The organism is Tessaracoccus sp. OH4464_COT-324 (assembly GCF_003932855.1).
In the GTDB taxonomy this organism is placed as follows: Bacteria; Actinomycetota; Actinomycetes; order Propionibacteriales; family Propionibacteriaceae; genus Arachnia.
Map to the genome: position 1 here is coordinate 49,557 of NZ_RQYZ01000006.1, position 25,541 is coordinate 75,097.

At 66.5% G+C, this 25,541-nt stretch carries 23 protein-coding genes, 3 tRNA genes and 1 pseudogene; 14 read left to right on the forward strand and 13 right to left on the reverse strand.

Features of this window, described 5'->3' with window-relative positions; translation table 11 throughout:
* Positions 1-128: 128 nt before the first annotated feature.
* Positions 129-1,370 (forward strand): hypothetical protein, encoded by a 1,242-nt coding sequence (locus tag EII42_RS05210; protein ID WP_125171058.1) that lies wholly within the window; start codon positions 129-131, stop codon positions 1,368-1,370.
* Between the two features lie 198 nt (positions 1,371-1,568).
* Positions 1,569-2,858: a PQQ-binding-like beta-propeller repeat protein gene (locus EII42_RS05215; RefSeq protein ID WP_125171059.1), complete on the forward strand. Its 1,290-nt coding sequence runs from the start codon at positions 1,569-1,571 to the stop codon at positions 2,856-2,858.
* 248 nt (positions 2,859-3,106) lie between these two features.
* Here the strand turns inward: EII42_RS05215 and EII42_RS05220 are convergent, their stop codons facing one another.
* The 4 genes from EII42_RS05220 to EII42_RS05235 all read right to left on the reverse strand — a co-directional run bounded on the left by EII42_RS05220 (position 3,107) and on the right by EII42_RS05235 (position 7,492).
* Positions 3,107-3,946: a hypothetical protein gene (locus tag EII42_RS05220; RefSeq protein WP_125171060.1), complete on the reverse strand. Its 840-nt coding sequence runs from the start codon at positions 3,944-3,946 to the stop codon at positions 3,107-3,109.
* A complete protein-coding gene (locus EII42_RS05225) occupies positions 3,946-4,275 on the reverse strand; it encodes a hypothetical protein (RefSeq protein WP_125171061.1) in 330 nt (109 codons plus the stop codon). The genes EII42_RS05220 and EII42_RS05225 overlap by 1 nt, the downstream gene beginning before the upstream one ends.
* Positions 4,272-4,904, reverse strand: a complete 633-nt coding sequence (locus EII42_RS05230) for a hypothetical protein (protein WP_125171062.1) — start codon at positions 4,902-4,904, stop codon at positions 4,272-4,274. Before EII42_RS05230 ends, EII42_RS05225 begins: the two co-directional genes overlap by 4 nt.
* A gap of 62 nt (positions 4,905-4,966) precedes the next feature.
* Positions 4,967-7,492, reverse strand: coding sequence for an RNA helicase (locus EII42_RS05235; protein ID WP_125171063.1), 2,526 nt, complete (start codon positions 7,490-7,492; stop codon positions 4,967-4,969).
* 66 nt (positions 7,493-7,558) lie between these two features.
* Here EII42_RS05235 and EII42_RS05240 point away from each other — a divergent pair, with 66 nt between their 5' ends.
* On the forward strand, positions 7,559-7,969 hold the full coding sequence (locus EII42_RS05240) for a GNAT family N-acetyltransferase (protein ID WP_125171064.1): 411 nt from the start codon (positions 7,559-7,561) through the stop codon (positions 7,967-7,969).
* On the opposite strand, the gene EII42_RS05245 is transcribed toward EII42_RS05240, so the two are convergent.
* Together EII42_RS05245 and EII42_RS05250 are read right to left on the reverse strand one after the other, a co-directional pair.
* Positions 7,966-8,616, reverse strand: a complete 651-nt coding sequence (locus EII42_RS05245; RefSeq protein ID WP_370318099.1) for a YigZ family protein — start codon at positions 8,614-8,616, stop codon at positions 7,966-7,968. The two genes, EII42_RS05240 and EII42_RS05245, sit on opposite strands and share 4 nt — an antisense overlap.
* Positions 8,613-9,092, reverse strand: coding sequence for a peroxiredoxin (locus EII42_RS05250; protein ID WP_125171066.1), 480 nt, complete (start codon positions 9,090-9,092; stop codon positions 8,613-8,615). The genes EII42_RS05245 and EII42_RS05250 overlap by 4 nt, the downstream gene beginning before the upstream one ends.
* A gap of 52 nt (positions 9,093-9,144) precedes the next feature.
* Here EII42_RS05250 and EII42_RS05255 point away from each other — a divergent pair, with 52 nt between their 5' ends.
* Together EII42_RS05255 and EII42_RS05260 are read left to right on the forward strand one after the other, a co-directional pair.
* A complete protein-coding gene (locus EII42_RS05255) occupies positions 9,145-9,477 on the forward strand; it encodes a DUF3618 domain-containing protein (protein ID WP_158676411.1) in 333 nt (110 codons plus the stop codon).
* A complete protein-coding gene (locus tag EII42_RS05260; protein ID WP_125171068.1) occupies positions 9,474-9,797 on the forward strand; it encodes a co-chaperone GroES in 324 nt (107 codons plus the stop codon). The genes EII42_RS05255 and EII42_RS05260 overlap by 4 nt, the downstream gene beginning before the upstream one ends.
* An 88-nt stretch (positions 9,798-9,885) precedes the next feature.
* Here EII42_RS05260 and EII42_RS05265 read toward each other — a convergent pair whose 3' ends face one another.
* Both EII42_RS05265 and EII42_RS05270 read right to left on the reverse strand, forming a co-directional pair.
* Positions 9,886-11,454 (reverse strand): GNAT family N-acetyltransferase, encoded by a 1,569-nt coding sequence (locus EII42_RS05265; RefSeq protein ID WP_125171069.1) that lies wholly within the window; start codon positions 11,452-11,454, stop codon positions 9,886-9,888.
* Between the two features lie 58 nt (positions 11,455-11,512).
* Positions 11,513-11,585: transfer RNA gene (locus EII42_RS05270), tRNA-Lys, on the reverse strand.
* A gap of 177 nt (positions 11,586-11,762) precedes the next feature.
* Between EII42_RS05270 and EII42_RS05275 the strand changes: the two genes are divergently transcribed.
* Together EII42_RS05275 and EII42_RS05280 are read left to right on the forward strand one after the other, a co-directional pair.
* A complete protein-coding gene (locus EII42_RS05275) occupies positions 11,763-12,572 on the forward strand; it encodes a hypothetical protein (RefSeq protein WP_125171070.1) in 810 nt (269 codons plus the stop codon).
* Positions 12,569-13,447 carry a nucleotidyl transferase AbiEii/AbiGii toxin family protein gene (locus EII42_RS05280; protein WP_125171071.1) on the forward strand — a complete coding sequence of 293 codons (879 nt, stop codon included), beginning with the start codon at positions 12,569-12,571 and terminating at the stop codon, positions 13,445-13,447. Before EII42_RS05275 ends, EII42_RS05280 begins: the two co-directional genes overlap by 4 nt.
* A 332-nt stretch (positions 13,448-13,779) precedes the next feature.
* Here the strand turns inward: EII42_RS05280 and EII42_RS05285 are convergent, their stop codons facing one another.
* Positions 13,780-15,576, reverse strand: coding sequence for a hypothetical protein (locus EII42_RS05285; protein WP_125171072.1), 1,797 nt, complete (start codon positions 15,574-15,576; stop codon positions 13,780-13,782).
* 224 nt (positions 15,577-15,800) lie between these two features.
* Between EII42_RS05285 and EII42_RS13435 the strand changes: the two are divergent.
* Positions 15,801-16,041, forward strand: a pseudogene (locus tag EII42_RS13435) (leucine zipper domain-containing protein); the annotation flags it as partial.
* 105 nt (positions 16,042-16,146) lie between these two features.
* Here the strand turns inward: EII42_RS13435 and EII42_RS05290 are convergent.
* Positions 16,147-16,222: transfer RNA gene (locus tag EII42_RS05290), tRNA-His, on the reverse strand.
* A gap of 63 nt (positions 16,223-16,285) precedes the next feature.
* Positions 16,286-16,909, reverse strand: coding sequence for an oligoribonuclease (gene orn, locus EII42_RS05295; protein WP_125171073.1), 624 nt, complete (start codon positions 16,907-16,909; stop codon positions 16,286-16,288).
* Between the two features lie 32 nt (positions 16,910-16,941).
* Here orn and EII42_RS05300 point away from each other — a divergent pair, with 32 nt between their 5' ends.
* From EII42_RS05300 to ettA, 6 genes are all read left to right on the forward strand, one after another.
* Positions 16,942-17,631 carry a hypothetical protein gene (locus EII42_RS05300; RefSeq protein WP_125171074.1) on the forward strand — a complete coding sequence of 230 codons (690 nt, stop codon included), beginning with the start codon at positions 16,942-16,944 and terminating at the stop codon, positions 17,629-17,631.
* Between the two features lie 39 nt (positions 17,632-17,670).
* Positions 17,671-17,746, forward strand: a tRNA-Arg gene (locus tag EII42_RS05305).
* A gap of 75 nt (positions 17,747-17,821) precedes the next feature.
* Entirely contained in the window at positions 17,822-19,117 is a 1,296-nt protein-coding gene (locus EII42_RS05310; protein ID WP_125171075.1) for a PrsW family intramembrane metalloprotease, read from the forward strand.
* On the forward strand, positions 19,114-20,772 hold the full coding sequence (locus tag EII42_RS05315; protein ID WP_125171076.1) for an ABC transporter: 1,659 nt from the start codon (positions 19,114-19,116) through the stop codon (positions 20,770-20,772). The genes EII42_RS05310 and EII42_RS05315 overlap by 4 nt, the downstream gene beginning before the upstream one ends.
* Positions 20,769-22,250: a GTPase gene (locus EII42_RS05320; RefSeq protein WP_158676412.1), complete on the forward strand. Its 1,482-nt coding sequence runs from the start codon at positions 20,769-20,771 to the stop codon at positions 22,248-22,250. Before EII42_RS05315 ends, EII42_RS05320 begins: the two co-directional genes overlap by 4 nt.
* A gap of 39 nt (positions 22,251-22,289) precedes the next feature.
* Positions 22,290-23,969 carry an energy-dependent translational throttle protein EttA gene (ettA, locus tag EII42_RS05325; protein ID WP_125171078.1) on the forward strand — a complete coding sequence of 560 codons (1,680 nt, stop codon included), beginning with the start codon at positions 22,290-22,292 and terminating at the stop codon, positions 23,967-23,969.
* Between the two features lie 60 nt (positions 23,970-24,029).
* Here the strand turns inward: ettA and EII42_RS05330 are convergent, their stop codons facing one another.
* A complete protein-coding gene (locus tag EII42_RS05330) occupies positions 24,030-24,512 on the reverse strand; it encodes an RNA polymerase sigma factor (RefSeq protein WP_125171079.1) in 483 nt (160 codons plus the stop codon).
* A gap of 23 nt (positions 24,513-24,535) precedes the next feature.
* Positions 24,536-25,486 (reverse strand): hypothetical protein, encoded by a 951-nt coding sequence (locus EII42_RS05335; RefSeq protein WP_125171080.1) that lies wholly within the window; start codon positions 25,484-25,486, stop codon positions 24,536-24,538.
* Between the last annotated feature and the right edge of the window lie 55 nt (positions 25,487-25,541).

A 25,541-nucleotide genomic window follows, 5' to 3' on the forward strand; every position in this document is an offset into this window, starting at 1 on the left:
CCTGAGTACGGGCTCACCGTTTTGCCGCTGTGGCGGCCGACGTGACCGGCGCGCGCCTTCATATTCCCGTATCTGGCGCGCCTCGGGCGGTGGCCCATGTTGGCAAGATTGTCTGAAAGGACACATTCATGACTGGTAAGTCGGGCGCCCGCCGGGGCCTATTGTGGGGCGGTATCGCGTCGGCGATCGTGCTTGTATTGATTGTTTCTCTTTGGTTTTTCCCCTGGTTGTGGGATCGATCTCCAGCCGATGGGTTGGTCACGCAAGGCGAGCCGCATCTGGTGCACAGGGACGATGGGTCGGCGATGTGGGTGGCGTTCAACGAGCAGGAGGAGGCGGTGCGCGGCCTCGATCTGGAGGGCACGCAACTCTGGTCTGCCTACGGGGTGCGGCACCCGGGCAAGAATTGTGCGGCGTCGAGCTCCAGGGTGCTGTGCCTCACGGAGGAGGGTCTCACCAGGCTCGACCTGGGTTCGGGCTCGTTTCGGCTCGTCGACATCGCCGGAGAGTACGGCCTGCCTGCTGGGGTGCAGGTGCGAGACTTCGCGCTGGGCGCGGACAACAGCCTCCTGCTGCTGGTGGCTGCGCAGCCGTTCGGGGAGGAGGCGGTGCTGCTTTCCGCCGACGGTGAGCGGCTGGGTAGTGTCGAGTTGAAGCTGGGGGATCGCCGACGCCCGCACCCGGCCCAGTACGTGACTCACCTGACCTCCACGCTGCATTACGTTTCGTCGCGCGGGGCGTTGCTGTTCGGGCCCGACGAGGAGCACTTTTCCCTGCTCGACGCGGCGACGCCGGGGGCGGGGGTAACCGACGTGGCCGGGCGCGTCGTCGGGCTGGCCGGCGGTTACGCGGTGGCCAACGTGTCGGGCGAACACCAGATAGTGAACCTGCACGGAGAGGTGCAGGCCGCCGGCGACGCGGCAGGCTTGCTGATCGGCGAGGACGGTATCGAGCCTCGGGGATTCTTCCGGGTGGAGGGGGAACGCGTCGAGGCGTTTGACCTTGAGTTGAAGTCGTTGTGGGCGACGCAGGTGCCGGGGGCCAAGGTGGCCGAGCAGGAGAAGGAAGCTCAGCCGGAGTTCTTTGGGTACCGCCCGGCCCGCCACTGCGGGAACATGCTGTTGGTGCCCACTGGCGGCGAGACCCTGGCGCTGGAGAGTGACACCGGTCGGCTGGCGTGGCGGTCAGCTGGCCGCCAACCGAAGGGATGCGTTGCGGGGAAGGCCGTGCTGGCAGGCGAGCGGGACGCGCAACTCGTTGACCCGGCCAACGGCGGGGTGGAGCGCACCTTGAGCGTGCAAGCGGAGAGCGTGAGCGAGCGCGGGATTCTGGTGAACCGCGGCGAGGGCGAGTGGGTGGTGCATCGGTGACGGCCCGATGGCCGGGAGCTGGCGCGCTCGTGCAGCGGGTTGGAGGGATTAGGATGGCCGCCGTTGGCCGTTGCGTCGGAAAGCGGACACGCATTTTGACCAAGGTGCGGGTGGTCGGGCCGGGATGTTGCTTTTGTTAGAACACTTCGACGGGAGAATCAATCTCGTCAAATATTTTCAATGATTGGGATGCGAAAAATGCGAATACGTACTAAAGACGGCGATCTCTGGAAGCTGATGGTGGGAGGAGTTTTGTGGTTTGCCGCGTTAGTGAGCCTGGTGCTGTGGCAGGCCGGATACTTCCCTGCCCTATCTGTTGGGAAAGGAGGGCTGGCGCAGGCGGCGAAGAAGGAAGCCTCGATGAAGTTCGACGGCGAGCCATTCCTGCTCTATCGAAAGGACGAGTCTCCGATCTGGGTAGTGGTCAACAGCGAGCAGAAAACCGTGCGCGGTCTCGCCCCAGATGGGGCCGAACAGTGGCAGACCAGTGGGGGAGAATTCCTGTCCTCGGCGAGCCTGGGCAGGTGCGAGGTTTCTTTCCACAGAATGCTTTGCAAAGACGGCGACAAACTGCTTGAACTCGACCTGGAAAAGGGCGCATGGCGAGAGGCGAACTGGCATCCTGCCGATTGGCCGGAGGAGATCGACATCAACCTGTACGGTGTAGGGGCCGACGGGTCCAGGATGTTCATGGCCTACGATGATGGCGGGCCGGGTGGCTATCGGGGGTGGATACTCGCTCTGGTCTCGGACTCTGGCGAACTGATCAGCGTGCTCAAGACGGAGAGCATCTCCCAACTTGCTCCGGACACAGTCGGCTGGTCGCTGGACTACCACGCGATCAATCAGCATGGCGCCGTGCTCCATAAGAACGAGGAGGACCTGCTTATCCTGCTGGACGGTTCGCAGAAGGAACTGGCGCCAGCGAAACTGAACGGTGTGTTCCTCGGCATCGCGGGGCGGTTCGTGGCGGTCAACCAGGAGGGGCGGCACAGGCTACTCAACCTGAGCGGCGAGGTGCAGGCCGAGGGAGACGCTGCGGGCCTGGTGCTGGAAGGAACGCGACCGGAGACGAAGGGATTCTTCCGCATCGAGGGCAGCCGCATCGAGAGATACGACATCGAGATGAAGTCCCTCTGGAGCGTGGACATGCCCGATGTGCAGGTGGACAAGGAGAAGCTAGCGAAACACCCGGGTTCCTTGGGCCACTACCCCGCACGTCATTGCGGCGAAACGCTGCTGGTGCCCACCGGCCGGGACGTGGTGGCCCTCGAACCCGGCACCGGGAAGCTCAAGTGGCAGAAGCAAGACAGAACCATCGCGGGCTGCCTGGGAGACTCCGCCATCCTGTCTTCCCCACGGGGCCTCGAAGCGGTGGACCCGGCCAACGGAGAACCCAAGTGGGTACTGCGAGAGTTCGTCAAGCGGTGGACTGCAGAGGGGCTCTTGGTGGAACGGTCGAATGGTACCTGGGAGCTGTACCGCTGAAACCGAGCGGATGGTGGAGGGCGGCGGCACCGCTGCGCAGAGGCCGAGCCAGCGCCAAGCTCGCTCGGCCAGGGTGCTCGCCGAGGGACACGGGTGTCTCGCCGGTCGGTTGGCGGCGCACGATCACGACCGTCAAAAGAAAAGAAGCGTCCGCTCTCCGAGGAAAACCCTGTTCCTGACGCCTGGAGCGTGGACGCCGGTTCATTCGGGCGTCCACGCCCCAGATTTCGCAGCATCCGGGCTGGGCGCTACTGATGCCAGCCGGGATACTTCGGCCCGCCTTCCTCTGCGGGAGGCTGGGCCGTGATCGTCGAGTACGGTGGGGGCCAGGTGCCCCCACCTCCTGGTAGCTGATGGGCGGCCAAGGTCTGCTGCTTCAGGTCGGCCATCGACTGGATACCCTCAGTGATGAACTGGACCAGCGCCTTTACCTGCTCGCCAAGAGTCTTGATGGCTGTTGCGATCAGACCGCTCAGCCCTTCCAGAACCTCGGCCCAGGTGGTGGGGCTGGCTGCGCCGACAAACTTGATTGCTGCCTCAGCGCCCGCAGCATATAGGTCCGCCAGCTGAGTGATGCATTGGAGAAGGTAGTTAACGACTCCCTGAAGGTGCTTCTCGATGAAATCCTGCAAGGCAATCACCAACTCGGAGGTTACCTTACCTGCCTGAACTTGTTCCTCGGCGGTCGCTTTGTACCCGGCCGCGGCCGGACCCTGCCACTCGATAGCCACCTTGAGGTTGTGTGGGCTCATGCCACCCGTCGTTCGGGCTACCAGCTCGTTGACCTGCTGCCACCTAGACCAAGACACCGCCAGGTCAACCGGGCCCATGACCCAGTCGAGAATCTCCTTGCCGAGCCACTCTGCTGCCTCTTTGATCTTCCCAGCCAGTGTGTTGAAAGCCTCGACTACTCTTGTGAGCTTGTCTCTTATCCAATCCCAGATTCGCTGAAAGACGTTACGATCATTGACCTGCCTGTTGTAGTGGTCAACCATCTTGTTGTAGTGGCCCGTCTGGTCATTCTGGAAACTTGTGCACTTATCCCTGAGCGTCGTGCAGGATTCACGGACAGTCGCTTCGATCGACATTACTCGTAGCCCTCTTCCTTTAGGATTTGGTTGGCGATCTGCTCATTCTCTGCCTCGGCGGCGGCGTATGCGCGGGCCACTTCCTCCAACTTCTCACCAATCTCGCGCGTGGAAGTCGCTCCCTTAGCGAGTAGGTCATCGGTGATCATCTTGGCGATATCGTCGTGCGCTTTTTGGAACCCAGGGACCAGCGTGGTCCAGAGGCCGCTCGCCGGCGCTTTGGCCGCCCGGGCAAGCGAAGTAGCCCCGTGGAGCTTGCCGCTGGTTTGGTACCAATGAAGCTGGTGCTCTCTGAAATAGCGCACCCCATATTGGATCTTCTGGTTCACTGTTGCCTTTCTGGATTGGGGACCCGCATGAGCCCCACCTCCTCAATGATCGATTCCAGGTCTTTTCGGATGTCTGCGACTCGCGTCAGGTGTGGGTTATCCGGTGCTTTCGACTGCTCTTCGGAACTCCCGTCCGCCAGGAAAGCCTTGAGGCTCTTGGTAACGTTCTCGCTGATGGTCTGCGCGGCTGAGCGCTCGACCCAGTCAGGCCGGAGCGTGATCCCGACGAGGTCACCACCCAGCGTTTGCACGCCGACGTTGACGTTGCTGGGATGCGACTCCTGCGGCTCCGCAGGCGGGCTGTGCAGCGAATCCTGATAGGCCTCCTCCACCGCTTGCGCGAGTTTAGCTTGAATCTGACGCAACGCCTCCAGCGTCGCCGACACGGAAACCTTGCCCATCCGCTCCTCTGAATAGGCAGGGTTGCGGACCAGGATGGTCGGCGGCGGGATCGATTCATCGTCGGAATCGTGCGGCCCCCGCAGGTAGAGCCTCGTGATGACGCCGCCCAGCTCATCCGGCTGGATGGAGTTCTGCCAGCGGGGCCCGACCACAACCTCGTCGAACTCGCCGTCGAGCCAATTGATGGACACCTGAGCTGTGTCGTCCTTGGTGGTGACTATATCCATTGTCTCCTCCTCGCTGACCACCTTAGACGAGGGGCGGGTCACTAAAGCCTTCGGCGGCGGCCCTAATCGTGGCGGGCGAAGCTCAGCGAGTGCAGCACCAACTCGCCCGCTTCATCGGAGGCGTCCAGGTCGACGCGGGCGTGCAGCGCCCAGTCGTGGTTCTCCTCCGGGTCGTCGATGATCTGCCTCACCAGCCACACGCGCGAGCCCTTCGGCTTCTCGATCTCGAAGAACCTGGGGCCGCGCGCGTCGGCGTCGGTGTACAGGTCGTCGTGCTCGTCCCAGTACGCGCCCAACGCGTCGTCCCACGCCATGCGCGTCATCGGCCCGCCCGCGTCGAGCTGCGCGAGGGCGTCCACATCGTCGGCGCTCATCAACTGCACCCTGCGCCACATCGCGTTGCGAACCAGCACGCGCAGGGCACGCTCGTTGCCGGTCACCGGACGCGACGGCGGGGGCGGCGCGTCGTCGGTGGTCACCTCTTGCCCGGTGAGCGCTGTGAGCTGCGTCCACTCGTCGAGCAGCGAGGAGTCGACGAGCCGGGTGAGCTCACCCAGCCAAGCGATCAAGTCGGCCAGCTCGTCATCGCGGAACCCCTCCGGCACGGTCTGCCGCAGTGCGCGGTAGGCATCGGTGAGATAACGCAGCAGCAGTCCCTCGGAACGCTGAATCTTCAAGTGCGCCACGTACTCGGAGAAAGTCATGCCCCGCGAGTACATGTCCCGCACGATCGACTTCGGGCTGACCGGCGTCTCCAACAGCCACGGGTACTTCGCGCCCGCCTCGCGGTGCGCGGCCTCCAGCTTCTGAGCCAGCGGGCGCGGCCAGGTGACCTCCTCCAGGATCGCCATCCGCTCGTCGTAGTCGACGCCGTCCTCCTTCAACTCGCGGATCGCCTCGCCGCGCTCGCGGTGCTGCTGCGCCAGCAGGATGGTGAGCGGATCCTCCAGGGTCGCCTCGATCACGCTCACGGTGTCCAGCGCATAGTCGGGGTCGCTCTCGTCCATCGTCTCCATGAGAGCCAGCGCGAACGCGGACAGCGGCTGGTTCAGCGCGAAATCCCGCTGCAGGTCAACGTCCAGCTGGTAGCGCCTACCGCCCGGCGTCGGCTCCGGCAGCCGGGTGATGATCTCCGCCGCCAGCAGGGACCGCCCCAACGCCACGGCCCGCGACAGCAGCTTGCGCCGCCCCCTGCGATCCTTCGTCGTGGAATCGACGAGCCTGGTCACCGCGCGCGCCACATCCTCGTCGCGCTCCAGCAGGTTCAGCAGGAAGGAATGCGTGATCCGCATCCTGGGATGCAGCTCCTCGGGCACCGACTCGATCAGCTTTGTGAAGGTCGCCTCCGTGTAGTTAACGAACCCCTCAGGCGGCTTCTTGCGCCGAACGGACTTCAGCTTCTTCTCATCGTGGGCAAACTTCTGCAGGATGCGCAGGTTCTCCACCTCGTGTTCGGGCGCCTGGGCGACGACGTAGCCGATGGTGTCGAAGCCGGCGCGGCCCGCGCGGCCTGCGATCTGGTGAAACTCACGCGACTTCAGGTGCCGCTGCCTGCGACCGTCGAACTTGGAAAGAGTGGAGAACAGCACGCTGCGGATCGGCACGTTGATGCCGACCCCCAGCGTGTCGGTGCCGCAGATCACCTGCAGCAGCCCCTTCTGCGCCAACTGCTCCACCAGTCGACGATACTTCGGCAGCATGCCCGCGTGATGCACCGCGATCCCGGCGGTCAGCAGCTTGCGCAGCGTGGAGCCGAAACCGCTGGCGAACTTGAACCCCGCCATCGCCTCCTTCAGCTCCGCTGCGCGCTCCTTGCCGGGTTTGGCGACGCCGAGCGACAGCATCGACTGCGCCTGCTCCACGGCTGCGCCCTGGGTGGAGTGCACGACGTACACCGGCGACTTCTGGTCGGCGATCAGCTCGGCGATGGTCTCGTGGATCGGGGTGGTGGCCCACGAATACTTCAACGGCACGGGCCGCACCGCGTCGGAGATCTCCAGGGTCTCGCGCCCAGTCGTCGCCGACAGCGAATCTTGCAGCCGCGTGGTGTCGCCCAGCGTGGCGGACATGATCACGAACTGCGCCTGGGGCATCTCGACCAGCGGCACCTGCCAGGCCCAGCCCCGGTCCGGGTCGGCGATGAAATGGAACTCATCCATCACCACCTGATCGATGTCGGCCAGCGCGCCCTCCCTGAGCGCGATGTTCGCCAGGATCTCCGCGGTGCAGGCGATGATCGGCGCGTCCGGGTTGACCGAGGCGTCGCCCGTGACCATGCCCACCAGATCCGGGCCAAACTGATCCACGAGCGCGAAGAACTTCTCGCTCACCAGCGCCTTGATGGGCGCCGTGTAATAGCTGCGGCCCCGCGCCGCCAGCGCGACGAAGTGCGCCGCCGTCGCGATCATCGACTTGCCCGAGCCAGTGGGGGTCGTAACGATCACGTTGGCGCCGCCCAGGATCGCCGTCAGCGCCTCGTCCTGATGCGGGTAGAGCGCGAAACCGCCGCGCTCGGCCCACCCGACGAAGGCCTCGTAGAGCGCGTCGGGGGTGTTGGGCGTGTGTTCCAGAATCTCGGTGAGCGACATCACCCCAATCGTGACACGCCTCCGCGCGCCTGGCCAACCATCCGGCGAAGCAACTAGGCTGCGCGCATGGCGATAATCCGCACCGACGACCTCCCCACGCTCGACGAGCTGGTCGAGCTCTACGGTTCCGTCGGCTGGTCGGCCTACACCCGCGATCCGGCCCGGCTGCTGCGCGGCGTGCGGGCCTCGCTGGGGGTGGCCACGGCCCGCGAAGGCGACCGGCTGGTCGGGCTGGCGCGCGTCGTCGGCGATGGGGAGACCATCATCTACCTACAGGACGTGCTCGTGCACCCCGAGCAGCAGCGGCAAGGTCTCGGCCGGGCCCTCGTCGAGGCCGTGTTCGAGCCCTACCGCGACGTGCGCCAGCACGTTCTCCTCACCGACCTGGAGGAGAGACAGCGGCAGTTCTACGAGGCACTCGGCTTCAAGCTGGTGGGCGAGATCGGCGGCCGCGCCTTCGCGCGCTATCAGCCTTAGCCCACCCACCGCTCGCCGACGGGGGTGCCGGCCAGCGTGCCGGCCGACAACGACTGCAGAACGGACGCGAACTCCGCCACCGCCGCAGCATCCACCCCGACGGTGATCTCAGCTCGCGCGGCCCACTCCACGCCGACGACCGCCACCCGCAGCCCGGAGGGCAGGCTCAGCCCGCGCAGTTGATTCTCGTAGTGGCCTGCGTCGGCGTAGTCCACGTCCACCCGAATCAGCTTCATGAGCCGCACCTCACGCGTCCCGGCCGCGTCGATGGCCTGCTGGGTCGCCTCCGAGTACGCCCGCACCAGCCCGCCCGCGCCCAGCTTGATCCCGCCGAAATAGCGGCTGACGACTGCCACGACATTCGTGAGGCCGCAGTGCTGCAGCGTGGTGAACATCGGCATCCCGGCCGTGCCCGCAGGCTCGCCGTCGTCGTTCGATCCGCCGGTGCGCCCGTCGGGGCCGAGGATGAACGCGCTGCAGTGGTGTCGGGCGTCGTGTAGCTGGGCCCGCCGCTCCTCGACGACGGCCCGCGCCGCCGCCTCGGAGTCGACGCGGCGAATGCGGGTGAGGAATCGGCTGCGCCGGATCTCCAGCTCGACGTCGACCCCGCCGCCCGGATCGCAGTCGATGGTGCGGTAGCTGTTCAGACGCCCAACTCCCGCCGCAGTTTGGCGACGTGGCCCGTCGCCCGCACGTTGTACTGTGCTTCCCGCACCACCGCGTTGCCGTCGCCGTCCACATCTATGATGAAGGTGGAGCGGATGACGCCCTCCACCTCTTTGCCGTAGAGCTTCTTCACCCCGTAGGCGGCGTAGGCGTTCAGCACGGTGCGCTCCGGGTCGGACAGCAAGACGAGGCCGAGTTCGGCCTTCTGGGTGAAGCTCTTCAGCTTCTCGACCGGGTCGGGGGAGCAGCCGAGCACGGTGTAGCCCGCGCCTTCCAGATCGGGCAGCGCGGCGGAGAAGTCGACGGACTGTGTGGTGCAGCCCGGCGTCATCGCGGCCGGGAAGAAGTACAGGATCACCGTCGAGCCCTTGAAGTCAGATAGCGAAACGGGCTCGCCGTGCTGATTAGGCAGCGTGAATGCGGGCGCCGGGGCGCCGGACACTAGTCGTTCAACCATGAGCGCAACTATATTGGCTAGGCTTGGTGACAGACCCGTCAAAGGAGCGTTCATGGCCAAAGAGCGAACCGTGGAAGATATCCGTGCAGAGATGGCGCAGACCCGCAGGCAGTTGCAGAACTCTTTCGCAGAGCTGCGTGAGTCCCTGGAGCCCAAGAAACTGATGCGCAAGAGCGTGGACGAGGTGAAGAGTTTCGCGAAGGCCGAGTACGCGTCGGCCAAGGCCCAGCTCGTGGACGAGCGCGGTGGTGTGCGCGCCAAGCGTGTGCTGGCCATCGCGGGGGCCGTCGTCGGCACCGTGGTGTTCTACGTGGCGGTCAGCCGGCTGGCGGGCACGCGTCAGCTGCGGGTGGCTGGGGAGCGCAAGGCGATCACGGCAGCATGAACGACACCGGGCTGGCAATCCGAATGCTGCACGACCGGGTGCTCGTCGACGCCGAATCCGGTGCCACCGAGCGCAAGAGTGGCGGCGGTATCCTGATCCCGGCGACGGTGCAGATGGGCAAGCGCCTGAACTGGGCGAAGGTGGTGGCGATCGGGCCGAGCGTGCGCAGCGTCGAGACGGGGGACCGGGTGCTGTTCGACCCCGAGGAGCGCGGCGAGGTGGAGTTGAACTCGAAGCGCTACATCCTGATGCGCGAGCGTGACATCCACGCCGTCGCCGCCGAGCGAATCACCGACTCCGGCACCGGTCTGTATCTCTGAGGGTGGCCGAAGACTCGCCACCCGTGGGCGTGCCTGCCGGTCGGGCTGTCGGGACGCGGACGGGGGCGTGACGGGTGGCTGCGATGCTTCAGGCCTGCTTGCGCCAGGTGGACCAGAGCGGGCGGAAGCCCTGCCGATGCCAGAAGGTGCTGGACAGGGGCGAGGCTGCGGCGTGGTGCAGCAGCACGGCCTCAGCTCCCGCCAGGGCGGCCCGGTGCATGGCATGTTCGACGAGCGCCCGCCCGAAGCCGCGGGCGCGGTGAGCGGACCCCACCGTCGCGAACCCGAGGTAACAGACCCGCTCCAGGGAGACGCAGGGGGCGATCCAGGCAGAGTCCCGGAGCGGGTTCAAGGTGAGCAGACCCGCCGGGTGGCCGTTCGCCCAAGCCACCCATGACCAACCGGGGCGGGCGAAGGCTTCGTCGAGGTAGTGGGCGTAGTGGCGGTGGGCGTCGGGCAGCGGGTTGGCGCTGCCGACCGCGCTGTCCGTGTGGTGCAGTTCGAGGAGCAGATCGAGCAGAGCAGGGCGATCGGCTGCGCTCATGGGCCGGACCTCGACCGCCGACGATGGTGCGGGCTCGTCCACGACCAGGCGCGCTGCCAGGGAAGTCGTCTGGCAGAACCCGGCCTCCAGCAGCGGCCGGGTGAGGTGCAGTGCCGCCGCCGGGATATCGACGGTGAGCGTCGCGGACTGGGGGACGCGCACGGCCTGCCAAGCGCGCAGCAGGTGGCCGAAGTCGTCGGCGGTGGGCGGCTGCGCCGAGCGGAAGGTGAGACATTCCTCAGTGGGAGGCAGCCACAGTGCGTAGGGCGCATCCGCGGGCGTCTCGGTGGTCCGCCACGTCCCGGCAAGGCCAGACGTCGATGGTGTGGCGAGCCACTCGTCGCCCTCCGGCGGGGTGACGGGGCCGCAGAGCGGGTCGAGTTTGGTCAGCCAGCGGTTGTGGGCGTCGGTGAGTTGTCTGGGTTCCACCCGAGGCCGCTCGGTAGGCGGGGACAGCAGCAAACCGTCGACGACGCCGGCGTCCAGCCCGGCCGCCAGCGCCTCGGCCAGGAAGGCGTCGTCGTTGGGGTGCTCCGGACCGTCCGGCAGACCGCGCCTGTCGGCCTCCCGAAGCACGTGCCCTCCGACATCGAGATGCCGGTAGCGCACGGCGCCGTCGGGGTTCTCGATGATGAGCTGGCCGCCGAGCGAGGCCGAGCGCAACTCGTGGCCGTGTGGTTTGCCGAGGGTAGCGACGAAGCGCCCGCCCGGGGGGAGTGCGCGGGCGAGGTCGTAGATCACGCGGCGCGCATCGTCGGGGAGGAGACGCAGCATGTGTGCGGCGAGGAGCAGGTCGGCGTCGGCGAGACGGCGGCGCAGGAAGTCGGCTGTTTCCGGGGATACCGCGAGCGGCAGTACTTCCACCCGGTGGGCGAGGCCGGCGGTCTGGAGGCGCGCCATCAGCATGGCACGCATGGTGTCGTCGGGTTCGACGACGGTGAAGCGCGCCCCTGGCCACAGGTGGGCCAGCCGGACGGTGCCGAGGCCGGAGCCGGCGCCCAGCTCCGCGACGTGGCGCGGCGCGGGCAACTCGGCCAGGCGGCGGCTGAGGCGAAGCCACGGCTCAGTCATGAAGAACTCGTGGTACTCGGCTACGGGGCTGAAACCGCTCATGGCATCCTTCTGTTAGGGGAAACAAAAGGCCCCGAATAATCATCGGGGCCTTCGCTCGTACACCACCAGGGACTCGAACCCTGAACCCGCTGATTAAGAGTCAGCTGCTCTGCCAGTTGAGCTAGTGGTGCTTGCGCGAGAAGAAACTCTAGCGCACTTCCAAGCGTAGCGCAAAATCGAGACCCCACCGGTTGAAACGCCTGGCGGCGCCGCAGGTCGACCGGCGAAGGTCGCCTGGGGCCTCAGCCTGCGTCTGTGCTGTCTTCCGAGGCCGTAGTTTGTTAATATCATTGTAAGAAAGGGTGGTGATGACAGTGGCGCGCGTGATTCGGCGGTCCCTGGCCGACGTCATTGAACAGTTCGAGCTCGACGGTGACGTCATCGTGACCCCCCGGCGCATCGCCGAGGTGCTGGAAGACTTCGGCCGCGAAGCCGACCCGCGTCGCGTCGCCTATCTCCTCCAACGCGACGGCTGGCTGGGCTCGCTGCGCACGCGCGGGGCCTGGGAGTTCCTGCCCGCGGCGCGCGGGGGGCCCTACAGCTCCGGGGACCGCTTCCTGGAGCTGCGCGCCCAGCTTGCAGTGCAGCCCAAGTGGCCGGGGGTGCTGGCGATGGAATCGGCGGCCAGCGTGCTCGGGCTGGCGCAGCGCTTGCCAGAGCGGGAGGTGCTGGCGCTGCCCGAGGGGGTGCCGCTCGCCAAAGCGCTGGCAGGCGAGTGGCGGACGGTGGCGCTTAGGCTGGGCCCCGACGGGCAGACCCGCGTGGCCGGCCTGCCGTCGTGGAACCTGGAAGGACTCATCGTCGGGATCGCCACCCGCCCGGCCGCCTATCGGGACACCCCGGGGCTGGGTCAGTGGCTCACCCAGGGCACGCTCGCGCCCGACGCCGACCGAATCCTGCGGCTGCTGGCAACCGCGAAACCCGGCACCCGGCAGCGGGCGGCCTACCTGCTCAAGGCGGCGGGGGCAGCCGAGGCCGCGCACATCGTCGTGGAGCACTACCCGGCAACCGCCACCGCCTGGCTTGGGCCCCGTCGCGCCGGGGGGCGCTACGACCCCCTGACCAAGGTCAGTGACACAATGCTGGCCAGGTATCTCGACGTGGGAGGTGGCGCATGAGCCGTGTGACCGAAGGGCATCTGGTGCGCCACTACCAGGGAGTCAAGGGCGGCCGCGACGCGGCACTGCTCGACATCGCGCAGGACCACGCGCTCCACCTGCTGCACCGCGCCGGGCTGTTCGAGCGCGGGCTGGTGTTCAAGGGCGGGACCGCGCTGAGGAAGTTCCGGGCGGGCAACGCGGGCCGGTTCTCCACCGACCTCGACTTCGCCGCCCCCGACGAGGACCTGGCGCTGAGCGTGTTGGAAGCGCTCGACGGGGCCGAACTGGACGGCTTTTCCTTCCGGATCGAAAACTTGGGCGACGACGGACGCCGCGGCGACCTGCTGGTCGACACCCCCTTTGGCTCGCCACGGCTGGGAGCCAAGGTGGAACTCGCCCGCCACGCGCTCAGCCTCGCGCCCGACGTGCTGCAGGCCGTCCGTCTGCCCATCCACAGCCGCTACGATTTCACGCTGCCCGCTACGCCCGTCGTGCGGGTGGAGGAAGCGGTGGCGGAGAAGCTGGCGCGCTACCGGCGGGTGTCGCTGGCCCGCGATCTCTACGATCTCCAGTGGTACGCCTGCGCGGGCGCCATGGATCAGCCGCTCGTCCGGAAACTCTGGGTGCTGAAGGTCTACCGTGACATCGTCGTGGACGGGCGCGGGACCAAGCCGATTCATCCCGACGACGTGCTCTCCCCCCGGGTGGCCGACGATTTCCGGCCAGAAGACATCGGCTACCTCACTCGGCCAGTGCGAATCGACGAATGGATCAGCACAGTGCGCACACGATACGCATTCTTGAATGAGCTAACCGACGATGAACTGCGCTGGGCGGAATGCAATGAACGCGACCGCTACGACGTCGAAAGCGCACTGGCCAATATCGAGTAGCACTCGGGTCAAGATCTCAAGAGAACAGCTGGAGAGCTTGTGGCTAGTCTCGGCTGCTTTCGGGCCGGCAAAAGGCGTATCTGGCTTTGCTATTGGTGCTAAGTTTAATGACCCAGCCCATGTGCCCGGTCTCGCTGTCTTTGTTAGAAGCTGTGCAGGCTAGAGGGCGCCGACGGCCGAAAATGGAGTCAATAATGACGGTCGTTTGCAGCGGGCGAGTAGTAGCTGCTCGGGCATTGTTACGAGGTCCGGGAGCCCGAAATCGGGTGCGGAATCTGATCCGAGCTGCTTTCTAGACTGAAGTTCAACTGGGATTGATCGGCACGCAGATGTCAGCTCTTTGGTCGAGTGCTGTAGAGAGCCCTGATCGCCAAGAATGCAGCGCAACAGGCCGCCAACGCAAGGGTTTTTCGGTGAAGCTGAAGATGTTTAAGGCGTGGGAGGAGGAATTTTGCCGACATCCTGATTCGATGCCACGTTGTGATGTCGATTTCCGTGACGGCTCTCAGGAAGTCTTTGACTGGGAGCAACTGATTTGCTCCTGGAAGCATGAAGACGAGTGCGGCGTCGCCGTGTGCGCCGATGATTTTTCTCCTGCCGATTAGCTTTTCCAAATCTTCGCGAGTCGGAAGATGGCCATCTTCAGCGTGCTGTCGAAGCGCATGATGCTGATAACTAAGCCAAGCATGCAGTGCCTCGGATTCGTCGAATGATGCCACGTGATCCGCAATGCCTTTATCGGGTACGCCGGACAGATTTGCAATGACCGACTCCGATTTGGCGCGACGATGGATGCCTTCCTGGCCCGCCATCTCCTCTCGGATTCGGTTAACTTGTTCAGCGGCCCGAACTCGTCGTGCTGGGGTGGAGAGGAAACGTGTATCAGGCGTCCGACGCATGTGGGTCAGAACACGACCATAGGTTTCCGCAAGAGCGGCCTGTGTGGTCAGAGGGACTCTTGAGTCGGGCGAAATCCAGCTCTTGCAAGCGGATCGGAGGCGGCGTTCCGCCTGCACCAGCTGGCCGCGAATCCACAACACTGCGCACTCGCGCTCCGTGCGCCGTGCAACACTTGCATCATCCGTGCCGGGGAAAGCACGCCGCCAGGCGGCTCGGGCCGCCCGATATTTGCCCGATCCCCACAGCGCGTCGGCATACTGATCAGCCTGTTCTGGGGACCCGGGGCCTCCTTGAGCCTCGATGATTTCGATCACCACCTTGTGCAGCCCCATCCGGGCAGCCAAAGAGATTGATGCGGAGGCCCGCTGCTCGGCGGTGGGGCGGACTCGGGAGTGCCAAGGCGAGGCCTCGGAGTCGCTGGTCTCAAGCGGAGGCCAGCCCCAGGCGACGGCCAGATCGCCCAGCGCATTGCGCAACGACCCACGTGACAGGTGGACCACTGCTCCCCGTGATCGGGCCTCGGCCAAGAGCGGGTGCGAATCGCATTCAACCCCGCTCAACAGTTCGTCGCTGGGTTGGTAATCGTGCCATAAGACGTGCTTTTCATGGAACAAATGCCACCGGGACCTCAAGTATGGGGTGGCGTCGAAGAAGTCGCTGCCACTGTATCCGGCAAATATGATCGCTTTGATTCCCGGCGCGCACAGGGTTGCGTCCAGGTCTTTCGCGACCTCTGCGGGGAACCCGTTCTCGATGACGCTCATCCGTGCACCGAGTCGCGCCAGATCGTCCGTGCTGCCAAGTCGTCCGTGGAAGTGGTGGGCATCTGGCGTGTCGGGTAGCGCACGCTCAACGCACGTATCGAAATTAGCGGTGATGTGCGACCCGCCCTCCTTGAGATGGCGGGCGAAGAACCGATGAACCCCGTTCGGTGTAGCCACGGACAGGTCGGAAAGTACGTCACTAAGACCCGACAAGCCGTAGACAGTGGTAAGGGCCTCTAGCACCGTTTCCAGACGCGGTCGAAAGGCGGCGTTCGGCACCTGCAAGGCCTTATATATCTCCTTCAAGCGATTTCCGAGGTCAGCCTGAAAATACTCCGCAAGGGAACGATCGGTCAGCTCCCGACCTTTGGGGGCGCACGTGGGTGCATCAACAGAAATGCCTGCGCCAGTCCAAAAGACCACCTCACTTGGTCTGAGCGACTGTAGGAACTCTAGGGTGCCCATCGGTTCCTCCTTTGTTCTTGGGAAGTGCCGAGAAAAGTATCCCATTAAGAAGATGGCCTTCGGGAGGGTTCTGGAGAAATGGCAGGAACCTCAGGAAGGCGACGTGCTAGTTGTACTGGCCGGGCAAGTTGGTTGAGGGATTGCGATCCGGGCGTGTGGGTGAGGGAAGGCCTTGCTGGTTGAGCGGGACTTGTGAAGGTATTCGCTGTCAGAAAGGCCCTTTTGTGTCTCACGCTAACGCGGCTTTGATCCCACGCTCCCGTTTGCGGGCCGCTCAGCTTGTCGTCGATCAGGGAGATCCAGTTTCCGAGGTCGCTGCTAGGCTCCAGTGCGCTTGGCCGACAGCGGAATGTTGGGCTTGACAGACACCGAGTCGGTGAGCCGATGCGGGACCGTTCCTCGCGTCCTCACAGGTCATCGAGCAAGACTCCTGATCGGGTGGTGGCGCGGGTGGTGAGCCTGCGGGAACAAGCTACCCACCACACGCTTGACCAACCTCCCCGGTCAGTACAGCTGGCTCGCCAACCAAGCGGAAGGCCCCGGAGCCAGACTGCTCCGGGGCCCTTGGGCTGGGGTGAGTAACGGGACTTGAACCCGCGACCTTCTGGACCACAACCAGACGCTCTACCGGCTGAGCTATACCCACCACTGTCACGCGTTGGTGACGCGAGACGACTATACAGGAAGCGGGGGCGGAACGCGAAACTGGCTACTCAGCGCTGGGCTTCGCGCCGGTCAGGGTGCCGCAGTGCTTCTGCGCGATCGCGGTGAGCTGCTTCGTCGTCGGGCCGGGCTGGGGCACGAACAGGGCCTCGCGGTAGTAGCGCAGCTCCTCGATGGACTCCTGAATGTCGGCGAGCGCCCGGTGGTTGCCGGTCTTCGCAGGTGCGTTGTAGTGCGCCTTGGGGAACCAGCGCTTCGCCAACTCCTTGATGCTGGACACGTCCACGTTGCGGTAGTGCAGGTGCTGCTCCAGCTCGGGCATGTAGCGCGCCAGGAACATCCGGTCGGTACCGACGGTGTTGCCGGCCAGCGGTACCTTTCGCGGGTTGGGCACGAAGGTGCGGACATAGCTGAGCACGGCGGCTTCAGCCTCCGCCAGGGATAGCCCAGCGGCCAGGAGCGGCAGCAGGCCGGACTTGGTGTGCATCTCGGTGACGAACTCGCCCATGTTGGCCAGCTGCTCGTCGGTGGGCTTGATGACGATGTCCACACCGTCGCCCAACACGTTCAGTTCACCGTCGGTAACCAGGGCCGCCACCTCCAGCAGCCCATCGGCCGCCAGGTCGAGGCCGGTCATCTCGCAGTCGATCCACACCAGGTAGTCATTCACACAGTGAACCTTAGCCAACTAGGCTGGGGCGCATGATGAGTCGCTCACTTACCGCGCTGATGCTTGCGGCATTGGCGCTCTCCGGCTGCTCGGCAGGCGCTGGCGACGGCACCGAGCCGAGCACGCCGCTGTTTTCCGGATCCGTCGCCCCCTCGCCAGCCCTGACCGCGAGTCCCTCGGCCTTCCCCGTCGATCTGCCCACCGCGGCGGATTGGAGCGAGGACGTTCGCTGGGACGATTGGTCGGAGGAGCTGCCCCGGATCGAAGAGAAGGCGGGGCTGATTCGTCTCGTGCGCTTCGATTTCGCCAACCTGGACGCGATTCGGGCGCATGTGCGGGTCGCGCTCGACGAACAGACGGTGCAGGAAGGCGGGGTGGAATTCTGCGACGAGGGGGAGCTCACGCAGGAGTTCGTGGGCTTCGGCGATCACTGGTCGGCTGCGAAGACCGTCCGCGACGGGTACGTGGTGTGCGACACTACGGCCACCTTCTCGCTCGACGAATGGGGCGGCGACGGGTTCGTCCCCAAGCCGGTGGTGGCTGACGACCGCGTCGAGGTCGACCTGAGCGGCCTCTACGGCGCCGACCCAGCCCAAGGGCTGTTCCGTCTGCGGATGGAGTTCGCGGGCCCGGTGCTCGAAGCCAGCGAGAACGCCCGTGTGACGGACAACTCGGTTACCTGGTTTGCGCCCGGGAATGCTAAAGTTCAGGCCCGAAAATAGCTGCTGCTCAGGGGCCAATCCCAGCGGGGCAGCGGCGATGCGCCCGTAGCTCAATGGATAGAGCATCGGCCTTCTAATCCGCAGGTTGCAGGTTCGAGTCCTGCCGGGCGCGCCAACCACCCGACGATGGGCATCGGTCTGGCACCATCGTCGGCGTGGGCGGGCGCCCGAGCTTGTAGGCTTGGTGCCGATGAATCAGATTTCGAAGCGCGAACGTCGGCTGTCCGGGGTGCCCTCGGGCATCGCCAGGCCGTGGTGGGGCCGCATGTTGCGCAGCCCGGTCTTCTGGCTGAGCGTCATCCTGCTGCCCATGTACGCGCTGATGCTGGTGCACCAGTGGGTCATGTTCTCCACCGCGGAGGAGTTTGAGGACGGTACCGAGACGCTGGCGTTCACCGTGCAGACCCTGAGGCAGGCCGCCCTGCTGGCGCTGCCCACCGCCGTCATCTACTCGACGTTGTTTCTGTGGCTGGACCGGTTCCGCCCGCAGCGTCCGATGGTTTGGCTGCTCACCTTCGGGTGGGGCGCCGCTGCATCCACCTGGTTCTCGCTGCACGTCAACACCTGGATGGGCCAGCACATGGCCACCACCGCCGCCGACGCCGACACGGGCGCGCGTTCCGCGGTGTTTTCCGCCCCGGTGATCGAAGAGGCCACCAAGGCAACGGTGCTCTTCTTGCTGATCATTCTCATGCGCCGCCAGGTCGTCTCCCGGCTGTCGATCATCGCGCTCTCCGGCCTCTCCGCGATCGGGTTCGCGTTCGTGGAGAACATCATCTACTACGGTCGGGCGATCACCTACGCGGTCAACGACATCTCCGTCGAAGACCCGGAGGCCGCAGTGCGGGAGCTGGTTTTGTTGCGCGGGTTGTACACCTCCTTCGGCCACCCGTTATTCACGACGATGACCGCCGTCGGGCTGGCCGTGGCAATCGCCGCGCGCTCGAAACTGGTGCGCGTGCTCGCCCCGATCGGCGGGTTCTTCCTGGCGGTGGCCGGGCACATGCTGTTCAACGGCCTCGCCTCCACCCATCCCACCGAGGAGCTGTTCTGGCACTGGGTCGCTGCGCTGGTGGTCGTTGGGATCATCGTCATCGTGCTCATCGTCTCGGTGTTCTTGCAGGCCAGGCTGATCCGCCGTCGCCTCACGGACTTCGCGGAACAAGGATGGCTGAAGCCGGGCGACATCGAACTCTTCGGCAGGGTCTTTCCCCGCCTGAAGTACCTGATGAAGGCGGTCTGCTGGGGCCCGAAGCGCTGGTGGTACTCGGCTCGCCTCACCCGCGCGGTGACGGAGCTCGCCTACCTACGATCCGCCCAGACGCGCGGCCAGGTGGGTCAAGGCGGGGCCGAGCGCATCGCGGAGCTTGTGCAACAGATCGAGGATCTGCGGCCCCTGGCCTTGTCCCTCGACCCGAACGTGCGCTGGTTTGGTTGGCGCAAGAGGCGCCGTCGGTCGCTGGCTGGGAGCGCGGGCCGGGCATGACGCTGGCGGAGGCGCTGATCGGGTTGCAGGAGGCGGCCGGCAAGGCCCGCTTCCCGTTGCCCCTGCCCGACGCCGAGGCCAACGCCCAGGCCGCCGCCGCGCTGGCGGCGCAGATCCGCGACTATCTGGCGCCCCGCGCCGCCAAGCTCGACGCCCCGCTGCTCGCCGTCGTCGGCGGTTCGACGGGCGCAGGCAAATCCACGCTGGTCAACTCGCTGATCGGCCGGGCCGTCACCAAGCCGGGCGTGCTTCGTCCCACGACCAAGTCGCCTGTGCTGATCTGTCACCCTGGCGACGCGGACTGGTTTCGTTCCGAGGCGGTGCTGCCCGAACTGACCCGCGCCGCTGTCGAGCTGCCCGACAGCCGCGCGCTGCGCGTCGTCGAGGCGCCGGAGCTGCCCGCCGGCCTCGCGCTGCTCGACGCCCCCGACGTCGACTCCGTGGACGCGGGGAACCGCTCACTGGCCCGTCAGCTGCTGCTCGCCGCCGACCTCTGGCTCTTCGTCACGTCCGCCGCGCGCTACGCCGACGCGGTTCCCTGGAACCTGCTGCGCGAGGCCGCCGCGCGTGACCTGTACCTGGCGGTGGTGCTGAACCGCTGCCCGCCGAGCAGCATCGGCGTCGTGGGCCCGGACCTGGGCCGGATGCTTGGGGCGGAGGGCCTAGGCGATGCGCCGCTGTTCGCGCTTGCGGAGACCCCGCTCGTCGAGGGCATGATCCCGGCCGCGGCGGTGCGCCCAATCCGCTCCTGGCTGGGCTCGCTGGCGTCGCGCAAGGAGGAGCGGGCGCGGGTGGTGCGGCAGTCGCTGGTCGGCACGCTGCGCCAGGCCGACACCATCGTCGAGAACCTGCTGGGCGGGGTGGCCGCGCAACGCGACGCCGCCCGCGAACTCCAGGAGATCTGCGACGGCGCCTACGCCACCGCGCGCAGCCGAATCGAGGCCCAGATCTCCGACGGGTCGCTGCTGCGCGGCGAGATCGTCGAGCACTGGCACCGTGCAGTGGGTACCAGCCGCATCCTCAAGGGGGTCGACGAGGCGGTCGCCGCGCTGCGGGCCCGCGCCCGCCGCTGGGTGCAGGCCGAGCCGGAAGCGCGCGCGGTGCAGGTCGAGATCTCCGACCAGCTGGCGGGGGTGCTTGTCGCGGAGGCCGAGCGGGCCGCCGACGAGACGACCCAGGTCTGGCGGCGCACCCCGTGGGGCCGGGCGGTGCTCGCCGACGAACCGCCCAGGCCGGAGCTGTCCGCCCAGGCTGCGACGGTGGTGCGGTCTTGGCAGCAGGACGTGCTGGAGCTGGTGCAGGAGCAAGGCAAGGGTAAACGGTTGCGCGCACGGCTGCTGGCGCTGGGCACCAACGCGCTCGGCGCCACGCTCATGGTGGCCGTGTTCTTCTCCACCGGCGGCCTGACCGGCGCGGAGGCGGGCATCGCGGGCGGCACTTCGCTGCTGGCGCAGCGCGTGCTGGAGTCGGTGTTTGGCGCGGGCGCGGTGGAGCGCCTGGCCCGTGAGGCGCGCGAGCTTTTCCTCGGTCGCGCGGCGGCGCTATTCGCCGACGATCGGGCGCGGTTCAACGAGCGCCTCGCGGGCTTCGGACCAGACGACGGCGGCCTGCCTGCGGCGGCCGAGCGGGTGCGAGCCGCAAGGGAGGCACTGTGATCAAGGCCCTCATCGAGCTGGAACGGTTCCTCAAACTGGTCGCCGGGCGCGTCGATCCGGAGTGGGAGGCCCGCGCGGCGGCCCGTCTCGGCTTCGCCGACCGGCGGCTGCGGGCCGGGCAGCAGTGCGTCGTGGCGCTCGCCGGGGCCACCGGGTCCGGGAAGTCGTCGCTGGTAAACGCCATCTCGGGAACCCGGCTGGCCGCGGTCGGCGCGCGCCGCCCCACCACCTCCACGCCGCTCGCGATCAGCTTCTCCGCCACCAACACCGAGCTGCTCGACCTGCTGGGCATCACCCGTCGCCACGAGGCGCAGCCCCCAGCCGGGCTCGACAACCTCATCCTCATCGACCTGCCCGACCACGACTCGGATCGCGCCGACCACCGCGCGCAGGTGGATCGGCTCGTGGAGCTCGTGGACCAGTTCGTCTTCGTCGTCGACCCACAGAAGTACGCGGACGCGGCCCTGCACGACCGCTACCTCAAACGCCTGGCTAGCCACCGCGAGGTGATCGCGGTCACCCTGAACCAGGCGGATCGGCTGGCGCCTTCCGTTCTCGACGCCGACGGCCGGCTGTCGGCGGAGCTGGCGCCCGTCGTCGAACACCTGAAGCTGCTGCTCGCCGACGACGGGTTGGCCGGGGTGCCGGTCTTCGTCACCAGCGCGGCGACGGGGGAGGGGGTCGCCCGGCTGCGCGACCACCTCGCGATGGTGGTCAGCCACAAGCGCGCCGCCCAGGAGCGGTTGGCCGGTGACCTGCGCGCCTTGCTGGGCGAGGTTCGGCTGCCGGAGATCGAGCGGGTCGAACCACCGGTCGAGCAACTGCTGGCGGACGTCGGCCGCGCCGCCGGAGTGGACCGCCTGGCCGCCGACCTACAGCTCGACTTCACCAGGCGCAGTTCCCTGCTCGGCGCCGGGGCTGAACCGCCGCAGATCGGCGGCCGGGTGGCGTCGGCGGCGGAAGACGCCCAGGTGGAGACCGCGCTTCGGCGTTTCGCCGTCGCGGCCAGCTCGGGGCTGCCGGAGGTGTGGGGGCAGAAGGTGCGCGACGATGTGCTCGCCCAAGCCGAGACCCTGCCGGCCAGGCTGCACACGGCCCTGCGGGACGTGGACCTGTCCGACTTGGGTAGCCCGTTCGCGTGGGGGTTCGGCCGGGTTGCGAAGTGGCTGCCCATCGTCGCGGCCGTCACCTTCGCCGGCTGGCTGCTGCTGCCCGTGCTCACCGGCCGCCCGCTCGACCTCACGACGCTGGGCACCGCAGGCGTGGCCTTCGCAGCTGTGCTGGCGGTGGCGGTCGGCTCGTCGTGGGTGCTGCGACGTGGGGCACGTCGGGCCGCGGTTAGGGCCAAGAAGCGCCTGCAGGCCGCGGCCGACGGGTGCGTGCTGCCAGTGGTTGCTGCGGTTGAGGAGGAACTGGCCGACTACGAGCGCGCAAGGTCCGCTCTCGCCAGGATGACTGGCATACTTGCACCCGACTGAATCGCGTGGACCGCGATCTTTACTCAGAAAGGGACTTTCGTGGCTGAGTTCATCTACACGATGCACAATGTCCGCAAGGCGGTGGGTGACAAGGTCATCCTCGACAACGTGACCCTGTCGTTCTTCCCCGGCGCCAAGATCGGCGTCGTGGGCCCCAACGGCGCGGGCAAGTCGACCATGCTTAAGCTCATGGCCGGTCTGGACAAGCCGAACAACGGCGACGCGATGCTCGCCAAGGGCGCCACTGTCGGCATCCTGCTGCAGGAGCCGCCGCTCAACGAGGAGAAGAACGTCCTCGAAAACATCGAGGAGGCGGTTGCGGATACCAAGAACATGCTCAAACGGTTCGACGAGATTTCCGCGGAGCTGGCCGACCCGGAGGCCGACTACGACAAGCTGCTTGAGGAGATGGGCCAGCTGCAGACGGAACTCGACCACCGCAACGCGTGGGACATCGATTCCCAGCTGCAGCAGGCGATGGACGCGCTGCAATGCCCGCCCGGCGATGCCGACGTCACCAAGCTCTCCGGCGGCGAGCGCCGCCGGGTGGCGCTGTGCAAGCTGCTGCTGGAGCAACCCGACCTGCTGCTGCTCGACGAGCCCACCAACCACCTCGACGCGGAGAGCGTGAACTGGTTGGAGGGCCACCTGAAGAACTACCCGGGCGCCGTGCTGGCCGTCACCCACGACCGCTACTTCCTTGACAACGTGGCGCAGTGGATCTGCGAGGTGGACCGCGGCCGGCTGCACCCCTACGAGGGCAACTACTCCACCTACCTGGAGACCAAGCGCCAGCGGCTCCAGATCGAGGGGAAGAAGGACGCCAAGCGCGCCAAGATCCTGGAGAAGGAGCTGGAGTGGGTGCGCTCCAACCCGAAGGCTCGCCAGGCGAAGAACCGCGCCCGTCTCGCCCGCTACGAGGAGCTGGCGGCGGAGGCCGAGAAGCGACGCGCCGTCGACCTGGCCGAGATCAACATCCCGCCGGGCCCGCGCCTCGGGTCTGTCGTGCTGGAGGCGAACGGCCTCACCAAGGGCTTCGGCGATCGGGTGTTGATCGACAACCTGTCGTTCACGCTGCCGCGCGCGGGCATCGTCGGCATCATTGGCCCCAATGGCGTCGGCAAGACCACCCTGTTCAAGACGATCACCGGCCAGTACGAGCCCGACAGCGGCTCGTTGAAGATCGGCGAGACGGTCAAGTTCAGCTACGTTGACCAGACGCGGGAGGGCCTCGACGCGAAGAAGAACGTCTGGGAGGTGGTCTCCGACGGCCTCGACTTCATCAAGGTAGCCAACTTTGAGATGCCGTCTCGCGCCTACGTCGCGTCGTTTGGGTTCAAGGGGCCGGACCAGCAGAAGCTGGCGGGCGTGCTCTCCGGCGGTGAGCGCAACCGGCTGAACCTGGCGCTCACCTTGAAGCAAGGCGGCAACGTGCTGCTGCTCGACGAGCCCACCAACGACTTGGACGTGGAGACGCTGCAGTCGTTGGAGGACGCGCTGCTGGAGTTCCCCGGCTGCGCCGTCGTGATCTCGCACGACCGCTGGTTCCTCGACCGGGTGGCCACCCACATCCTCGCGTGGGAGGGCACTGACGAGAACCCGGCGCAGTGGTTCTGGTACGAGGGCAACTTCGCCGACTACGAGGCGAACAAGGTGGAGCGTCTCGGCCCGGAGGCGTCGCGGCCGAAGTCGACGGCGCACCGCAAGCTGACGCGCTGAGCTGATACCGCACACTGAAGGTGGGCCCCGGAAAATCATCCGGGGCCCACCTTCAACCGTTTAGACGCGGGCCTCCTGCCCGAGCAGCGCGGCCAGGGCCTGCCTGCCTCGGGAGAGCCGGGCCTTGACGGTGCCCTCCGGCGCACCCACCTCCTTGGCCACTTGGGCGACGCTCAGGTCGCACATGTGGTAGAGCACGAGCGCGCGTCGCTGGTCGCTGGGTAGTTTCGCGAGTGCCGCGGCCAGGGCGACGGCGTTGGGGTTGGGCTCCGCGGGGCGGCGGTACTCCACCGCCCGATCCGGCTGCCGTTGGGCGCGTTTCATGGAGCGCCACTCGCTGACCGCGATCCGGTAGGCGGTGGTGCGAACCCAGGCCTCGGGGCTGTCCGCCGAGCGGAGCTTCCCCCGCTTGTCCCACGCCCTGACGAAGGCTTCCTGGGTGGCGTCCTGCGCCGACTGGAGATTGCCGCAGAGCGCGTAAATCTGGCCGACGATGCGGGTGAAGGACGACTGGTAGAACGAATCGAATTGGGTTTCGTTCATGGGATTGTTCCTCCTAGCCGTTCTCAGGACAGTTTCTTCAGGACGCTTGCCGCGGCCAGGTATTCGGGGCAGTACGGGCGGAACTCGTCGGGTTCGATCACGCAGTCGTCGTCCCAGCCGACGTGGTTGCGGATGAGCGCGAATACCTGATTGTCGGCCTGGACCAAGTCAACCATGATGCTGCGCCCACCATTGTCGTCGTCGAGGAAGCCGCCAACGGAGTAGGAACCGACTTGAACCAGGTTGGCCTGCACTCCGTCGGTATCCAGTTTGATGATATCGGTGGTGTCGAGGAATTCGACTTTCTTCACCCCGGCGGCAGTCAGCTTCTCGATGCAGTCCTTCTTCAGGCCGGCCTTGATGCTTTCGGCAGCGGCACTGGCCGAGTCGGTCGAGCCGAAGTCGAGCGCGAGAGCCGTCATGTAGCTGGGATAGCCAGGGGAGCCATATGTGCGGTAGATGGCCCGCTTCTCACCCAGATCTTCCTGCAAGCACGGGAAAATCTTGGCGTCGGGGCGTCCCTCGGCTTCCTTCGTGACGACGAGGCCTTCGTCGGACGGGTGGAGTTCCGCGGCTTCCGGCAGCAGAGTGAAGCTCAGCTTCCTGCCGGGCTTCCCACCCGACGGTTCGGTCGGCTGCTTCGTCTCCGTGGGTTCCGGGCTGGGGCTGGCCGGCTCCGGGCTGGGCGTGTCGTGGGCGGTGGGGGAGGCGTCGGGCGTTGGGGAGACATCCGGGGTGGGTGACACCTCGCCGGCGCTGGTCGGGTTCGCGGGCACCACCGTCGTGCTGCTGCCCAGCGGCGAGAACCACAGCCCGACGCCGGCCACCACGCCGAGCGCCAGCATGCCGGCGCCCACGCGCAGCTGGCGACCCAGCCGACGCCTGGCGCCCAGTCTGCGCACCTCGGCGGCCTGCAGCATCGGGCTTCGTTCGGCCGCTGCGGCCAGTGACTCGAAGTCAAAGTGCTCGTTCATTTCTGCTCTCTCCTTGATTTGGTCGCGATCGGTCGCCGGGGTGGGCGGCTCGCGA

Bases quoted from the DNA above. Each gene is read 5' to 3' on its own strand.
- EII42_RS05210 (WP_125171058.1), top strand. From the start codon at position 129: ATGACTGGTAAGTCGGGCGCCCGCCGGGGCCTATTGTGGGGCGGTATC.
- EII42_RS05215 (WP_125171059.1), top strand. From the start codon at position 1,569: ATGCGAATACGTACTAAAGACGGCGATCTCTGGAAGCTGATGGTGGGA.
- EII42_RS05220 (WP_125171060.1), bottom strand. From the start codon at position 3,946: ATGTCGATCGAAGCGACTGTCCGTGAATCCTGCACGACGCTCAGGGAT.
- EII42_RS05230 (WP_125171062.1), bottom strand. From the start codon at position 4,904: ATGGATATAGTCACCACCAAGGACGACACAGCTCAGGTGTCCATCAAT.
- EII42_RS05235 (WP_125171063.1), bottom strand. From the start codon at position 7,492: ATGTCGCTCACCGAGATTCTGGAACACACGCCCAACACCCCCGACGCG.
- EII42_RS05240 (WP_125171064.1), top strand. From the start codon at position 7,559: ATGGCGATAATCCGCACCGACGACCTCCCCACGCTCGACGAGCTGGTC.
- EII42_RS05250 (WP_125171066.1), bottom strand. From the start codon at position 9,092: ATGGTTGAACGACTAGTGTCCGGCGCCCCGGCGCCCGCATTCACGCTG.
- EII42_RS05255 (WP_158676411.1), top strand. From the start codon at position 9,145: ATGGCCAAAGAGCGAACCGTGGAAGATATCCGTGCAGAGATGGCGCAG.
- EII42_RS05260 (WP_125171068.1), top strand. From the start codon at position 9,474: ATGAACGACACCGGGCTGGCAATCCGAATGCTGCACGACCGGGTGCTC.
- EII42_RS05265 (WP_125171069.1), bottom strand. From the start codon at position 11,454: ATGAGCGGTTTCAGCCCCGTAGCCGAGTACCACGAGTTCTTCATGACT.
- EII42_RS05275 (WP_125171070.1), top strand. From the start codon at position 11,763: ATGACAGTGGCGCGCGTGATTCGGCGGTCCCTGGCCGACGTCATTGAA.
- EII42_RS05280 (WP_125171071.1), top strand. From the start codon at position 12,569: ATGAGCCGTGTGACCGAAGGGCATCTGGTGCGCCACTACCAGGGAGTC.
- EII42_RS05285 (WP_125171072.1), bottom strand. From the start codon at position 15,576: ATGGGCACCCTAGAGTTCCTACAGTCGCTCAGACCAAGTGAGGTGGTC.
- EII42_RS05300 (WP_125171074.1), top strand. From the start codon at position 16,942: ATGATGAGTCGCTCACTTACCGCGCTGATGCTTGCGGCATTGGCGCTC.
- EII42_RS05310 (WP_125171075.1), top strand. From the start codon at position 17,822: ATGAATCAGATTTCGAAGCGCGAACGTCGGCTGTCCGGGGTGCCCTCG.
- EII42_RS05315 (WP_125171076.1), top strand. From the start codon at position 19,114: ATGACGCTGGCGGAGGCGCTGATCGGGTTGCAGGAGGCGGCCGGCAAG.
- EII42_RS05330 (WP_125171079.1), bottom strand. From the start codon at position 24,512: ATGAACGAAACCCAATTCGATTCGTTCTACCAGTCGTCCTTCACCCGC.
- EII42_RS05335 (WP_125171080.1), bottom strand. From the start codon at position 25,486: ATGAACGAGCACTTTGACTTCGAGTCACTGGCCGCAGCGGCCGAACGA.